Raw genomic sequence first — 14,248 nt, 5'->3', positions numbered from 1 at the left:
CACGCGCCCGCAGCAAGCAGCACACCGGCCCAGCGTCTGGGCCTCGAAAGCACCTGGTGACAATAGCGTAACGACCCGAAAAGCGTCATCCCGACCAAGAGGAAACAACAATGACGATGTTTGCACGCCAAGTCCTCCCCGCCGCCATCCGCGCCACCCTGACCGCGGGGGTCGCCGGTATCGCCCTGTCCGGGCTGTCTGTGTCCGCGCTCGCGGCCCAGACCATCACGGTCGGCCATACCACCTCCGACAGCTCGCACTATTCCGCGGGCGTCGATGCCTTCAAGGCCAAGCTTGAGGAGCTGTCCGACGGCGAGTTCAGCGTGGCGGAGCAACCCTCCGGTGCCCTCGGCGGCGAGCGGGCCATGATCGAGGGCCTGCAGATTGGCACCATCGACGCGGTGATCACCTCGACCGGGCCGCTTGGCAACTTCGTGCCCCAGACCTACGTGCTCGACCTGCCGTTTCTGTTCAAGGACTACGCCGAGGCCCGCTGCGTGCTCGACGGCGAGATCGGCCAGGACCTGCTCGACATGATCGGCGAGCACGATCTGGTGGGACTCGCCTGGACCGAGAATGGCTTTCGTCACATGACCAACAGCCAGCGGGATATCAAGACGCCAGAAGACGCCGCCGGCCTCAAGATCCGCACCATGGAAAACGAGATGCACATGGCGGCGTTCAACGAGATGGGCGTGCACCCGACGCCGATGGCCTTCCCCGAGCTCTTCACCGCTCTGCAGCAAGGTACCGTGGACGGGCAGGAGAATCCGATCTCGGTGATTCTCACCGGCAACCTGTGGGAAGTGCAGGATCGCCTGTCGCTGACCGGTCACGTCTATTCGCCGGCCATCATGCTGGCCTCCCCGATCCTGTGGGACGGCCTCTCGGATGAGCAGCGGGAGTGGTTTACACAAGCCGCTCAGGCGGGTGCCGAGGCCACCCGTGCCATGGTCTCTCGGCTCGAGACCGAGGGCGTCGAGGAGCTCAAGGCCAAGGGCATGACCGTGGTCGAGGATATCGACAAGTCGCAGTTCCAACAGGCGGTCGAGCCCTCCTATTCGGTCTACACCGACGAGTATGGCAGCGAGATGCTGGATCGCATCCGCGCCAGCGACTGCGGCGGAGCCTGATCGCCCGCGACTCCCGCGCTGAGCCCGGTTCAGCGGCCGCGGCCCACGGGCCGGCTTGTCTCAAGCCGGTGGCCCGCGGCCGGCGGGCCTGGCGCGGGAGTGTGATGCAGGGTGCCGACAGGCTGTCGCCGGCGTAGCGACGCGTGCGGCACCGACCAGGAGGATATCTACCATGCTCGATGCTTTTCTGCGCCTGGAGCGAGGCATCTCGCAGTTGGCGTTGTGGGTGGCCGTGGCGATGCTGATCGCCTCGGTGAGCCTGGGCTTCTACCAGGTGCTGACCCGGTTTGTCTTCGATGCGCCATCGACCTGGTCGGAGGTGATGGCACGTTCGACCATGATCTGGTGCGTATTCATGGGCGCGGCGGCGACGTTCCGTGGCGGCTACATGATGGCCGTCGAGGTGATCTACAAGATCGTGCCCCAGCGTGGCCTCAAGGCGCTGGAAGTCTTCGTCGCGACGTGCTGCGTCATCGTGCTGCTGGTGCTGGTGATCTACGGCACCCAGATGACGCTGCGGGTACGCAGCCAGACCCTGTCCGGCGTCGGCATCACCATCGCCTGGATCTACGCCGCCATCCCCATTGGTGCCGCCTTCTCGCTGCTGTCGGTGGTGACCCGTCTGACGGCTCAGCTGTGCGGTCGTGAAACCATCGGTGTGGTGGACGCCGAAGCTCCCGTCACCGGGGATGGTGCCGCTCAGGCGCAGGACGAGACGCCTGCCCCCAGGGCCCGTAAAGATGATCCGACAGGGGCCGATCCCGGTGTCCGGGCTGGCGCGCCGCCGTCAGCGGGTCGTGCCAACAAGGGAGAGCGCCCATGAACGCCGCCATTGGCCTGTCACTGGTCATTCTGTTCGCCCTCGGCGTGCCCATCGCGGTGTCGATCCTGCTGGCATCGATCATCGGTATCGAGTTTTTCACCCGTTTTCCGCTGCTGATGGTGCCGCAGCAGATGTTCGTCGGCATCGACAACTTCCCGCTGATGGCGATTCCGTTCTTCATCCTCGCCGGCAACCTGATGGCCGCCGGCGGCATCTCGCAGCGCCTGGTGGATCTGGCCAAGTCCATCGTCGGTGGCCTGCAGGGGGGGCTCGCCATGACCTGCGTGCTGACCTGCATGATGTTCGCGGCCGTCTCGGGCTCTAGCGTCGCGACCACCTTCGCCATCGGCTCGATCCTGATTCCGGCCATGGTCGCCCATGACTATCCGCGGCCGCTAGCGGCCTCGATCCAGGCCTCGTCGGCGGAGCTTGGGGTGCTGATTCCGCCGTCGATCCCGTTGATTCTCTATGGCGTCAGCACCGACACCTCGATCGGGCGGTTGTTCATTGCCGGGATCGGGCCGGGGCTTCTGATCGGCAGCGCGTTGCTGCTGTTCCTGTACCTGTTCTGCAAGGTGCGCGGCTATGGCCTGCGTGACCGCGACGACCGCGAGAGCTTCCCGGTGGCCTTTCGGCGTGCCTGGGCGGCGCTGTTCATGCCGGTGGTCGTCATCGGCGGCATCTATGGCGGGGTGTTCACGCCCACCGAGGCCTCGGCGGTGGCGGTGTTCTATGCGCTGATCGTCGGCGGGCTCGTCTACCGGGAGCTGCCGCTCGGTGAGCTGCTGCCGATTCTGCGCCAGAGCGTGATTTCCACGGCCACGGTGATGCTGATCATCTCGGCGGCGGCGCTGTTCAGCTTTCTCATCAGTCGGTCGGGATTGCCCCGAGAGGTGGCCGGCTGGGTCACCCAGATCTTCGAGAGCCCCGTGACCTTCCTGCTGGCGGTCAACGTGATGCTGTTGATCATCGGCATGTTCGTCGAGACATCGGCGGCGATTCTGGTGCTGGCACCGATCTTCACGCCTATCGCGGTGCAGTACGGCATCGATCCGGTGCACTTCGGCCTGATCGTGGTGGTCAACCTGGCCCTGGGCATGTTCACCCCGCCGCTTGGGGTCAACCTGTTTGCCGCCTGTGCGGTGGCCAAGCTGTCCATCGATCAGTTGATTCCCTGGCTCGCCCGTTTCGTGCTGGTGGTGCTGGCCTGCCTGATCGCGATTACCTATTTGCCCTGGATTTCCCTGGGCCTGGTCGACTTGCTCTACTGAGTCGCCAGCCTCTTTCGACCCGTGCAGGAGAAGTGACATGAGTGAGTTGTCCCTGGTGCCGCCCGAGGGTGTGCTGATCGGCGGCAAGTGGCAGGACAGCGGCGAGACCCTCGAGGTAATGAGTCCCGCCTCGGGGCAGCGTATCGCTCGCATCGCCCGCGGCCAGGCCGAGCATGTCGACGCCGCGGTGACGGCGGCCCGAGCCGCCTTCAGCGGCGAGCTCGGGGCCTGGTCCACCTTCACCGCGAGGGCGCGCAGCGAGTGGTTACTGGCCTTCGCCGCCGCCATCGAGGCCGACCGAGACGTGCTGGCGGAGCTCGAGTGTCGCGATACCGGCAAGCCCATGACCCAGGCCAAGGGCGATATCGCCGCCTGCGCTCGCTACTTTCGCTTCTACGGCGGGGCCGCCGACAAGCTGCACGGCGAGACCATTCCCTATGACGGCGACTATGCGGTGATGACCCTGCGCGAGCCCTTCGGCGTCTGTGCCCAGATCATTCCCTGGAACTACCCCGCGCAGATCTTCGGGCGCTGTGTCGCGGCGGCGTTGGCGGCCGGTAACACGGTGGTGCTCAAGCCCGCCGAAGACGCCTGTCTTAGCGTATTGCGCCTGTGTTCCCTGGCGGTCCACGCGGGACTGCCGGAAGGGGCCTTGAACGTCGTACCGGGTCTCGGCCGCGAGGCGGGGGCGGCATTGGCCTCGCATCCCGGCATCGATCATCTGTCCTTCACCGGCTCGCCGGAGACCGGCACTCACGTCACCCAGGCCGCGGCTCAGCACCACGTGCCGGTGACCATGGAGCTTGGTGGCAAGTCACCGCAGATCGTATTCGCCGACGCCGATCGCGAGGCGGCACTCGCCGCGGTGGTGAAGGGGATCATCCAGAACGCCGGCCAGACCTGTTCGGCGGGCAGTCGCCTGCTGGTCGAGCGCAGTATTCACGACGAGGTGGTGCTGGCGCTGGCGGCACGCTTCGAGGCGCTGTCCTGCGATGCCGGCGAGCGCGACCCCGACTGCGGGCCGCTGATCAATGCCCGTCAGCGCGACAAGGTCATGGGTCTGATCGACGCCGCGGTCCACGACGGTATCCGCATCGCCGCCAAGGGCCGCCTCGCCGAGGGCGCGCCCCAGGGCGGTCACTTCGTGGTGCCGCACCTTCTGACCGAAATCCCCGAAGGCCATGCGGTCAGCCGCGAGGAGCTGTTTGGTCCGGTGCTGGCGGTTCAGGCCTTCGAGGATGAGGCCGACGCCATCCGCCTGGCCAATGCCACCGACTTTGGCCTGTGTGCCGGGGTCTGGACGAAAGACGGTGGGCGCCAGTTGCGCCTGGCCAAGGCCATTCGCTCGGGGCAGGTGTTCGTCAACAACTACGGCGCCGCCGGTGGCGTCGAGCTGCCCTTCGGCGGCGTCGGGCGCTCCGGACACGGTCGCGAGAAGGGCTTCGAAGGCCTGCGAAGCTATACCCGCATCAAGACCGTGGCCATTCGTCACGACTGACGTCGAGGCCCCGGTACGCCAGCGCGGCGTCGGCCACGCCGGGGCCTCGCACCGCCATCGCCTCACCGCCGTGCAGTGACGCCCGGTCGGTGCACGGATCTACAACGAGAAGGCCTTGTCTCGGTAGGCCTTCGATCGGACAGCACGGTCTCGCCTTGGTGAGGCCAGAAGACGGTTTGGCCGTCGGGAGCAGAGCATGACCTATCGTATCGCGGTACTCGCCGGTGACGGCATCGGCCTTGAGGTGGTGCCGGAAGGCCTCAAGGCGCTCAAGGCGGTGGCGCAGCGCTTCGACATCGACCTGTCCTTCGAGGCCTTCGACTTCGCCAGCTGCGCCTATTATGTCGAACACGGCGACATGTTGCCGGATGACTGGTTCGAGATTCTATCCCCCTTCGACGCGATCTACTTCGGCGCGGTGGGCTGGCCGGACACCGTGCCCGATCATGTGTCGGCCTGGGGCTCGCTGCTCAAGTTTCGCCGCGCGTTCGACCAGTACATCAACCTGCGCCCCTGCCGGCTGATGCCGGGCGTCGATTGCCCACTCAAGGGGCGTGAGCCCGGCGACATCGACTTTCTGGTGGTGCGCGAAAACACCGAAGGCGAGTACTCGCGACTCGGTGGCCGAGCCTTCGAGGGCACCGAGCGCGAGGTCGTGTTGCAGGAAACCCTGATGACACGAGTCGGCGTCGACCGGGTACTGAAGTACGCGTTTGAACTTGCCATGAGCCGCCCACGCAAGCGCTTGACCTCGGCCACCAAGTCAAACGGGCTGTCGATCTCCATGCCCTACTGGAACGAACGCTCGGCAGCCATGGCGGCGCAGTTCCCAGAGGTGGCGATGGATCAGTATCACATCGATATTCTCACCGCCCACTTCGTGCTCAACCCCGATCGCTTCGACGTGGTGGTGGCGAGCAACCTGTTCGGCGACATCCTGTCTGATCTGGGGCCAGCCTGCACCGGTACCATCGGCATCGCGCCCTCGGCCAATATCAATCCTGGCGGCGAATTTCCGAGTCTGTTCGAGCCGGTTCACGGCAGTGCCCCGGATATCGCCGGCCAGGGCATCGCCAACCCCGTGGGCCAGATCTGGTGCGGCGCCATGATGCTTGAGCATCTGGGCGAGAAGGCCGCCGCCGAGGCGCTGCTTGGCGCCATCGAGCGAGTGCTGGCGACGGGCGACAAGGAGGTGCTGACGCCGGACATGAAGGGCCGCGGCACCACCGCGGGGCTTGGCGACGCCATTCGCGACGCCCTGATGGCGGGCTAGGTTGGCTCCGGCGCTGCTTCGATTATCGCCAGCGCATCCCGAAGCCTGCGCGATTGGCTTTTTTACAACAAAGGACTGAGACCATGAGCAAGCATGTCCACGTCGGCCTGATCGGGGTCGGCCTGATGGGCCACGGCATCGCGACTAGCCTGCTGCGTGCCGGCCACCGATTGACCTTCCTCGACCATCCCGGCAACCAGCCGACCGACGACCTTCGCGCCAAGGGGGCCACCGCCGTGGCGCGCCCGCGTGACGTGGCAACGGCGGCCGAGGTCGTCATCCTGTGCGTCACCGGTACCCCTCAGGTCGAGAGCGTGTTGTTCGACGAGGGTGGGGTGATCGAGGGTATCGGCGATGGCAGGGAGGGCATCGGCGACGGTAAAGAGGGCATCGGCGACGGTAAAGAGGGCATCGGCGACGGTAAAGAGACCATCGGCGACGCCAAGGTCATCATCGACTGCTCCACTGCCATCCCCAGCTCCACCCGGGGCATCGCCGAACGGGTCGCTGCGGCCGGCGGGCGCTTCATGGATGCGGCCATGACGCGCACGCCCAAGGAGGCCGCCGAAGGCCGCTTGAATCTGATCGTCGGGGCTCCCGAGGCGCTGTTTGATGCCGTGCGCCCGCTGCTGGCGAGTTTCTCGGAGCACATCACTCATGGCGGCCCGGTGGGCTCGGGGCATACGCTCAAGCTTCTGCACAACTTCGTCTCGCTGGGTTTCACCGCGGTGCTCGCCGAGGCGGTGGCCGCCTCGCGACGCGCCGAGATCGATGATGCGGTGCTGCTCGAGGTGCTGGGCAATGGCGGCGGCGGCGGGGTGGTACTGGAACGCCTGCGTCCTTTTATCGCCTGCGATGATCCGTCCGGCTTTCGTTTCAGCCTGGCCAACTCGCTCAAGGATGTGGGCTACTACCAGGCCATGGCAGGGGATCTCGACGCCGCGAAGGACGTGGCCGACGCGGTGGCCTCGCTGTATCGCCAGGTCAATGACCAGGGCCACGGCGAGCGCCTGGTACCGGAGCTCGTCACACTGCTCAAGGAAGGGGCCTGAACGGAGCCGCCCGAGGTGAAAAGACGAGATACGCTGCCCGTTCAGGCGGCACCGAGAAGCGGCGGCATGCCGCAAGGACCGCGGCAAGTACGCTAGGAGACTCGCGATGAAGATCGTCACGCTGGAGACGTTGCGGCCCGCCGCCAAGCCGTCGCTGATCTGGGTCAGGGTGCATACCGATGATGGCCTGATCGGCCTCGGTGAGAGCTGGTTCGGCTGTGACGCCATCGAGGCCGATGTGCATGGCCGCCTCGCCGACCTGCTGCTGGGCGAGGACGCGACGCGCATCGAGGCGCTGCACCGCAAGATGCGCCCTTACGTCGGTTTCACCGGCACCAGCGCCGAGATCCGGGCGCTGTCCGCCGTGGACGTGGCGCTGTGGGATCTCGCCGGGCAGCGCGCTGGCATGCCGCTGCATGACCTGTTGGGTGGCGCGAGCCGCGACAGCGTCAGGGTCTACAACACCTGCGCCGGGCCCGACTACGTGTCGAAGTCTGCCGACGTGCGTCCGGGCAACTTCGGTCTTGGCGAGGGCGGTGGGCCGAGCGAGAGTGAGGCGCCGCGCTTTGAAGACCTGGACGCCTTCCTGACGCGTCCGGCCGAGCTTGCCGCCGAGCTGCTCGACATGGGCATCTCGTCGATGAAGATCTGGCCCTTCGACTTCGCCGATGGCGCTCGAGACGGCGTCGATATCTCGACGGCCGACCTTAAGAGGGCCCTCTGGCCGTTCGAGGAGATCCGTCGGGTGCACGGCGATCGTATGCGCATCAAGGCCGAGCTGCATGGGCTATGGAGTCTGACCACCGCCCGCACCATCTGCCGAGCGCTGGCGCCGCTGGAGCCCGACTGGGTGGAGGACCCCATCTGGATGGATCGACCACGCGAACTCGCCGAGCTCGGCGCCGATACCGGCGTTGCCATCGCCGGCGGCGAGACCCTGGGCGGGCTCGGCCAACTGCGCGATCTTATCGACGTCGGCCGGGTTCACACACCGATCATCGATGTTACCTGGGGCGGCGGGGTGACCTTTGCGCGCAAGGCGGCGGCCCTGGCCGAAGCCCAGGCTCGGCCGATTGCCTTTCACGACTGCTCGGGACCGGTGACGCTTGCGGTTTCGACCCACCTGGCCATGGCGTTACCCAATGTGGCCGAACAGGAGATCACCCGGGCCTTCTACTACGGCTGGTACGGCGACTGCGTCGAGGGGCTGCCGGTGATCGAGCACGGCCGAATCCGTGTCAGCGGTAAGCCGGGGCTTGGGGTAACGCTCGATGAGCGCCTGCTCGCGGCCGGCAGCGATGCGCTGAGCGTTCGGGTCAGTCAGCTGCGTGGCTGACGCCGGCCCTGTCCCCAGGCGACGCGCTCATCTCCGGGCGCCGCTGTCGGCGAGTCGCCTTGCCTCCGGGGGGACGACGCGTACGCGACGATTCGCTGCCGTTGGAGGTTGCTCGACAGCCGTCGGCCGCTGAGTCGGCGGGCGTTTGGCCCGGGTTCTCTGCGCAGTTTCGACACTCGCCAGGGCCTTGCCCGGGCCATCGTGCTTTGATGGTTGGAGCTCGGACTGCGATGATCGCCCGTTGAGGCGGTCCAAACCTTGTTGGAGACACCATGCAGCATCTCGACCTGAGCGTGATACGGCAAGCCTTGTCCTGGTCGCGTGGGGGCTCGACGGTCTGGCTGGCCACGGTGCTCTCTACCTTCGGTTCGTCGCCGCGGGAGCCCGGTGCCTGGCTTGCCGCGACCCGGGATGGACGGCATATCGGCTCGCTGTCAGGCGGCTGCGTCGAGGAGGATTTTCTCGAGCGCCTGGCGGCGGGTGGCTTCGGTGACGCGCTCGGGGTGCGCCTTCACCGAGTGCGCTACGGCGAAGGTGGGGATGTTCCCGCGCCGTCGCTGCCCTGCGGCGGAGTACTGGATGTGCTGGTCGAGCGTTTCGATCCGGGCGCCGACAGCGAGACTCACCTGGAAGCGCTTGCCAAGGCGCTGGAAGGGCATCTCCCGCTGCGTCGCCGAGTGCCGCTGGATGGCGGTTCGGTGACGCTGAAAGACGATGATGGCCTGGGGGAGCGAGTCGCCTTCGCTCGTGATACGGCGACGGGTGAGCACACCGAGGTCTTGCTGCGGGTCGGTCCGGTGGCACGGCTTTTGATCGCCGGCATGTCGCCGGTGGCCGAAGCCTGTGCCGGGTTTGCCGTCGGCCTCGGCTTCGAAGTGATCGTCTGTGATCCCAGAGAAGGCGTCTTCGAGGGCGCCGATCTGGCGGGGGTGGAGAAGGTCGCACTGCTGCCGTCACGCTTTATCGCCGAGGGTGGCTGTCACGCCGCCACGGCGATCGTGGCCCTGACCCATGATCCGCGACTCGACGACCTGACCATGATCGAGGCCGTGAAGGGGGCGGCGTTCTACATCGGCGCGATGGGGTCACTCAAGACCTCCCGTGCCCGCGCCGAGCGCTTGGCTCGCAGCGGCGGCCTGACTGGCGCCGAGATCGCCCGCCTGCACATGCCTATCGGCCTGAATCTCGGCAGCAAGACCCCGGCGGAGATCGCGCTCGCGGTCATGGCCGACGTGGTCAGGGTGCGCCGAGGAAAAACGCGCGAGGAAGTATGAGCGAGCGGTGCGACGAGGCCCCCGAGGACGAGGCGTCGGCGTCCTTGATCACGCTGGTGATGGCGGCGGGGTGCTCTCGGCGCTTCGGCCCCGACGACAAGCGCCTGGTTCGGCTGGCGGGGACCCAGACGCTGTTGGGGGCAAGCCTCGCGGCGGCGCGGGCTTTATCGGTGCAGTGCTTGTTGGTGCTGCGCCGGGGCGAGAGTCCAGGACGGCTCGGACTGAGGCTGGACGCCGGCTTGGGCGCTGGCTTGGGTGATGCGAGCGGGGAAGGCGAGGCGAGGGACGGGGTCGCCGCCGCCGCCGCGTCCTGTCACTGGATAACGACCTCGGCATCCGAGGGCGGCCTCGGCGATAGCCTGGCCGACGCCTTCCGTTGGCTATCGGCCTCGCCAGACCATCGCACCCTGGCAGCCGCCGCGGTCTGGCTCGGCGATATGCCCTGGATCGGGGCCAGCACCTGTCAGCAGCTGACAAGACAAGCCCGACGCGACACCATCCTGCGGCCGATTTACCAAGGCCAGCCAGGCCATCCGGTGATCTTCGGCCGAGACCTGTGGCCTGCGCTTTGCTCACTCAGCGGCGATGACGGCGCCAGGGAGGTGTTGAAGGCCAACCCGAAAGCCTGTCGAACGCTTGCGGTCGACGATCCCGGGGTCGTGATGGATCTGGACGAGCCCATCACACGCGCGTGAAACCGCCAGGGCGAGCGTCAGGTGGGTAGCGCTTGGCCGTGTCGTATCCTGCCAAAAAAATCATCCTCGCCGATCTGGCCGCCCTTGAAGGCGATGTTCAGGCCATCGAAGGCGGGGTCGTCGCTGTAGGCGGTGCACAGCGGTGAACCCGGCGTGTCCGGCAGGGGCTGGCGCACCGTCAGGGCGTGGATGTTCAGCGCCGCGATGGCATGGCTCGAGGTGTCGCCGCCGGCGACGCAGGCTCGGCTCAGAGCGTGGTCGCGGATCAGTTCACCGAGCAGTTCGCCCAGGGTCTTGCCGATGGTGTGGCGGGCTTTTTCGCTTGCCAGTGTCGCCTGATGGGACGCCGGGCCGAGGGCGGTGTGGACGATGACGCTGTGGCCCTTCGCCAGGGCAGTCTGCGCCTGCTCGCGAACGTCCTCCAGCAACGTCTCGCGGCTGGCGTCGTCGAGGAGCCTCTCGGCGTCCAGGGCCAGCCGGACGAATCCGTGTGCCTCGGCCCAGCGGATCTGGCGTTCGGTGGTGCTCGAGACGCTGCCCGAGACCACCGCGATGCGCTCCACCGGCGCGACGGGCGAAAAACTCGGTGCCTCGCCGATGATGCCCTGGCGTTGCCATTCGCCAAGCAGGGCGTATTCGACCCCGGATGAGCCGACGATCAAGCCTCCGCCCTGGGGCCTCGTGCGCCAAAGCTGGCGTCCGACCTCGGCTTGATGGGCGCTATCGAGGACGTCGAAGAGCACCGCGGGGTGGTCCGCGAGACACTGCGTTACCCGCTCGTCGACATCGTCCGCGGCCAGTGTCGGGGGGTCGATCAAGCCGACGGTTAACGACGTCTGTGCCGCTAGATGGCGTCTCAGGTCCGCTTCGCGCATGGGCGTGACCGGATGGCGGGCCATCACCGGATGGCGATCGATGCGGTAGATATCGCCACGGTAGGCGGCATAGAGTTCGCCGAACACCGTGTAGCGGCGCATCTGCGGGACGCCCACCACGATAGGCACCGAGGCGCGGGCGAACACTTCGCGCCCGATCTCCAGGGCGCAGCCGATACTGCCGGTATCCGGTGCACTGTCGAACGTCGAGCAGGTCTTGTAGTGGCTCAAGGGGGCGCCCTGGGCCTTGAGCCACGTCAAGGCGTGCGTCAGCTCGCGCTGCATCCAGGCATTGGACTCGCTGCGACTGGTGCCGGCCAGGCCGAGGGCGCGTCGGTCCTGAAAACGCGCGCGCTGGGCAGCGGTGGGGAGGCGGGTGAACAGCACGCTTGGCACACCGCGACTCTCCAGGGCCTCGAGGGCATCGGTGGAGCCGGTCAGATCATCGCCATAGTAGCTCAGCAGCAGGTCGCTCATGGGCAGAAGGTCACTCATGGACAGAAGGTCTTCAGGGCCGCGGCCAGTTCCGGATGGTGCTCGGCGTAGGCGCGCAGACTGACGCCCTGGGCGGCAGCGTCGTAGGCCTGGCGCAGGCTACGCACGCCGGCGGCGATACCGTCGGGGTGGGCCATGATGCCGCCCCCGGCGGTGACGATGAGATCGCTGACACCACCGAGGGATTCGACGGTGTCCAGCGCCTGGCAGGCGGTCTGGTTCGAGGAGAACACCGGCATGACGCGGTGGGCCGGGCCATCCGGCGGGAACAGCGGCGCCAGGCAGGCCTGGGCACTGCGAATCACGCTGGCGTCGGCTTCTGAAAACTTGTTGCCCAGGCCGTTGACGTGAAGATGGTCGACGCCCGCCGTGCGCCATAGGGTCTGGTAGGCGGAAAAGTCCATGCCGAGCAGGGGGGCGCGACTGAGCATGCCCCACCCGGCGCGGTGGCCGTGAATGGCCAGGGTGCTGTGGCGGCGCAAGTGGACCACGCCCGCGAGGCCCACGGCATTGAGGGCGACCATCACGCAGGTGCCCCCGGCGGCCGCCACGTAGTCATGGTGTTCCCGCATTTCATCGATGTCGCCGGTGATGTTGAAGGCCACCATCACCTTGCGCCCGGTGCGTTGCTGATGCTTGTGCACCAGCGGCATCACCGCATCGACCCTGGCCTTGAGCGGATTGTGCGGGCCGTTGGCCTGGAGTTCGTCGTCCTTGATGAAATCGACGCCGCCATCGAGCAAATCCTGCACCACGGCGGCGGTGGCGCTGGGCGAGAGTCCGACGCTCGGCTTGATGATGGTGCCGATCAAGGGCCCCTGGGCGATGCCGGTCAGTCGCCGGGTTCCCTCGATGCCGAACTGGGGGCCCGGATAGGCGTCGGCGAAGGCTCGCGGCAGCTCAAGGTCCATCAGCCGCAGGCCGGAAAACTCTTTAAGCTCATAGAGGTTGCCGGCGACCGTCGCCACTAGGGTCGGTAGTGATGCCCCGAGGTTGTCCACCGGCCAGGATAGCGTGACCAGGGCGCGACGATACTGCGTGCCCGCTGGCTGGGGGCGCGTCGGCATGGGCAGGGCGGGGGAGCTTGCGCTGTCCAGAGGATCGATGGACTCGACCCGAGCGGCGTGGGCCGCGCGCAGTTCATCGGTTTCCGCAGCGAGCCGTGTGAAGGTGCCGCAGGACTGTTCACCGGCCATCACCGCACAGGCCGCCTCCAGGTCGAAGGGCGTCTCGATCAGATAGCGTGCTGTGATGCGATCACTCATGGAGCCTCCTGGGTCGCCTTGTCTTGGCTCACCGCGTGGTAGCGATACTCGAGGTGTCACCGCGTCGCCAACCGGTTCGGCCGGGGCCCCGAGAGGAGCTGGACGCAGGCGCTGCGGCGTTATCAGGTGATGCGACGAATGCTGTCGGCGATGGCATCGGGTTCGAACACCTTCTTCCAGTCATCGCGCATCAGCATCGGCTTGCCGTTCTCGATGGCCTTGTTGCAGGCATCCGAAAAGGCGCCTGGCTGCTCGTCGAAGATGACCGCGCCGAGGATGTTCATATGGCCGAGCAGGAAGTCCCGAGCGCACTGCTCGGATACACCGCGGGCCACGACCTCGTCCATGGCCTCGCGCATGACCGATAGCAAGGTGGCGCAGACCGTCTCGGACAGCCCCGGCTCGAGCAATGCCATCTGTTCGACGCTGACCCGATGGGTGCGCCCCACGGGGGCGTAGATCGCCTTCGCGATGGCCTCGCCCTGATCGAACATGGCCTCGTGCCGATCGGCATCCACCTGCATCAACGCGCTGACGATATGCTGGGTGGCGTGGCTGCCGCCAAAATAGTCACGCTTGGCCTCGAGGGTGGTTTCGTCATTGAAGATCGGCGGGTGGCAGGGGTGGGTAACGAAATAGACCAGGTCAGTGCGACTCGGCAGGTGGCCGGCGAAGGGGGCGGCGGCATCCAGACAGATCACCATGGTGCCCGGGGCGATATGCGGTGACAGGGCATGGGATATCTTCTGGATCAGGGTGTCCGGCACCGCCAGGATGACCGCGTCCGCGCCCTGGACCGCGTCTTCGCCGTTGGCGATGCAGTCGATGTTCAGTTCGTCTTTAAGGCGTTGGCGACCGGCGTCAGATACCTCGACGTGGCGCACCTGGTAGTCGGACTGGGCCAGGTTGCGCGATAGGCGGGTGCCCATCTTGCCACCGGCACCGATCAGGGCAATCGTGGTCATGAAAAGTCTCCGCGGTAGGGGAAGGGACGTTCGCTTTCGTGGGCTGGCAGGCCATGGCGGCGGGTAGCACGGCCAGAGGCCGGCGCCGATGCTTTCGTCGCTTGCCGCGGCGCTGTATTTATCACTCGCCGCGGCGCTTTCTTTATCACTCGCCGCGGCGCTTTCTTTATCACTCGCCGCGGCGCTGTGCAGACCCTCGCCGCCGCCGGTGGCGTTCGCGCTACCGACGAGGCCGGTCCGGCTGGCCCGAGCACGCCAGGGTTCGCCAGGGTTCGCCAGATTCTCGTCAACTG

The 14,248-nt window shown here is 66.7% G+C and carries 12 protein-coding genes; 9 read left to right on the top strand and 3 right to left on the bottom strand.

The window, feature by feature from the left end; all coding sequences use genetic code 11:
- Positions 1 to 116 precede the first annotated feature (116 nt).
- The 9 genes from ACUN9Y_RS01840 to ACUN9Y_RS01800 all read left to right on the top strand — a co-directional run bounded on the left by ACUN9Y_RS01840 (position 117) and on the right by ACUN9Y_RS01800 (position 10,355).
- A complete protein-coding gene (locus tag ACUN9Y_RS01840) occupies positions 117 to 1,133 on the top strand; it encodes a TRAP transporter substrate-binding protein (RefSeq protein WP_445459084.1) in 1,017 nt (338 codons plus the stop codon).
- A gap of 172 nt (positions 1,134 to 1,305) precedes the next feature.
- The gene (locus ACUN9Y_RS01835) at positions 1,306 to 1,956 is read left to right on the top strand and encodes a TRAP transporter small permease (RefSeq protein ID WP_445458962.1); all 651 of its coding nucleotides are present in this window, start codon (positions 1,306 to 1,308) and stop codon (positions 1,954 to 1,956) included.
- Positions 1,953 to 3,227, top strand: coding sequence for a TRAP transporter large permease (locus ACUN9Y_RS01830; protein WP_445458961.1), 1,275 nt, complete (start codon positions 1,953 to 1,955; stop codon positions 3,225 to 3,227). Before ACUN9Y_RS01835 ends, ACUN9Y_RS01830 begins: the two co-directional genes overlap by 4 nt.
- 37 nt (positions 3,228 to 3,264) lie before the next feature.
- On the top strand, positions 3,265 to 4,725 hold the full coding sequence (locus ACUN9Y_RS01825; RefSeq protein ID WP_445458960.1) for an aldehyde dehydrogenase family protein: 1,461 nt from the start codon (positions 3,265 to 3,267) through the stop codon (positions 4,723 to 4,725).
- A 196-nt stretch (positions 4,726 to 4,921) separates the two neighbouring features.
- A complete protein-coding gene (locus tag ACUN9Y_RS01820; protein ID WP_445458959.1) occupies positions 4,922 to 5,998 on the top strand; it encodes a tartrate dehydrogenase in 1,077 nt (358 codons plus the stop codon).
- A gap of 83 nt (positions 5,999 to 6,081) precedes the next feature.
- Complete coding sequence (locus ACUN9Y_RS01815; protein WP_445458958.1) at positions 6,082 to 7,050, top strand: NAD(P)-dependent oxidoreductase; 969 nt, start codon at positions 6,082 to 6,084, stop codon at positions 7,048 to 7,050.
- Between the two features lie 106 nt (positions 7,051 to 7,156).
- Complete coding sequence (locus ACUN9Y_RS01810) at positions 7,157 to 8,386, top strand: mandelate racemase/muconate lactonizing enzyme family protein (RefSeq protein WP_445458957.1); 1,230 nt, start codon at positions 7,157 to 7,159, stop codon at positions 8,384 to 8,386.
- Between the two features lie 272 nt (positions 8,387 to 8,658).
- Complete coding sequence (locus ACUN9Y_RS01805) at positions 8,659 to 9,660, top strand: XdhC family protein (protein ID WP_445458956.1); 1,002 nt, start codon at positions 8,659 to 8,661, stop codon at positions 9,658 to 9,660.
- Positions 9,657 to 10,355: a nucleotidyltransferase family protein gene (locus ACUN9Y_RS01800; protein ID WP_445458955.1), complete on the top strand. Its 699-nt coding sequence runs from the start codon at positions 9,657 to 9,659 to the stop codon at positions 10,353 to 10,355. The genes ACUN9Y_RS01805 and ACUN9Y_RS01800 overlap by 4 nt, the downstream gene beginning before the upstream one ends.
- A 17-nt stretch (positions 10,356 to 10,372) precedes the next feature.
- Here ACUN9Y_RS01800 and ACUN9Y_RS01795 read toward each other — a convergent pair whose 3' ends face one another.
- The 3 genes from ACUN9Y_RS01795 to ACUN9Y_RS01785 form a co-directional block, all read right to left on the bottom strand.
- Entirely contained in the window at positions 10,373 to 11,725 is a 1,353-nt protein-coding gene (locus ACUN9Y_RS01795) for a four-carbon acid sugar kinase family protein (RefSeq protein WP_445458954.1), read from the bottom strand.
- On the bottom strand, positions 11,722 to 12,990 hold the full coding sequence (locus ACUN9Y_RS01790; RefSeq protein WP_445458953.1) for a ribulose-bisphosphate carboxylase large subunit family protein: 1,269 nt from the start codon (positions 12,988 to 12,990) through the stop codon (positions 11,722 to 11,724). Before ACUN9Y_RS01790 ends, ACUN9Y_RS01795 begins: the two co-directional genes overlap by 4 nt.
- A gap of 122 nt (positions 12,991 to 13,112) precedes the next feature.
- Positions 13,113 to 13,955, bottom strand: a complete 843-nt coding sequence (locus ACUN9Y_RS01785; protein WP_445458952.1) for a phosphogluconate dehydrogenase C-terminal domain-containing protein — start codon at positions 13,953 to 13,955, stop codon at positions 13,113 to 13,115.
- Positions 13,956 to 14,248: the final 293 nt, after the last annotated feature.

This window comes from Halomonas sp. V046, from assembly GCF_052645355.1.
The sequence above is the reverse complement of the archived record's forward strand: the minus strand, read 5'-3'. Positions and strand labels throughout refer to the sequence as shown.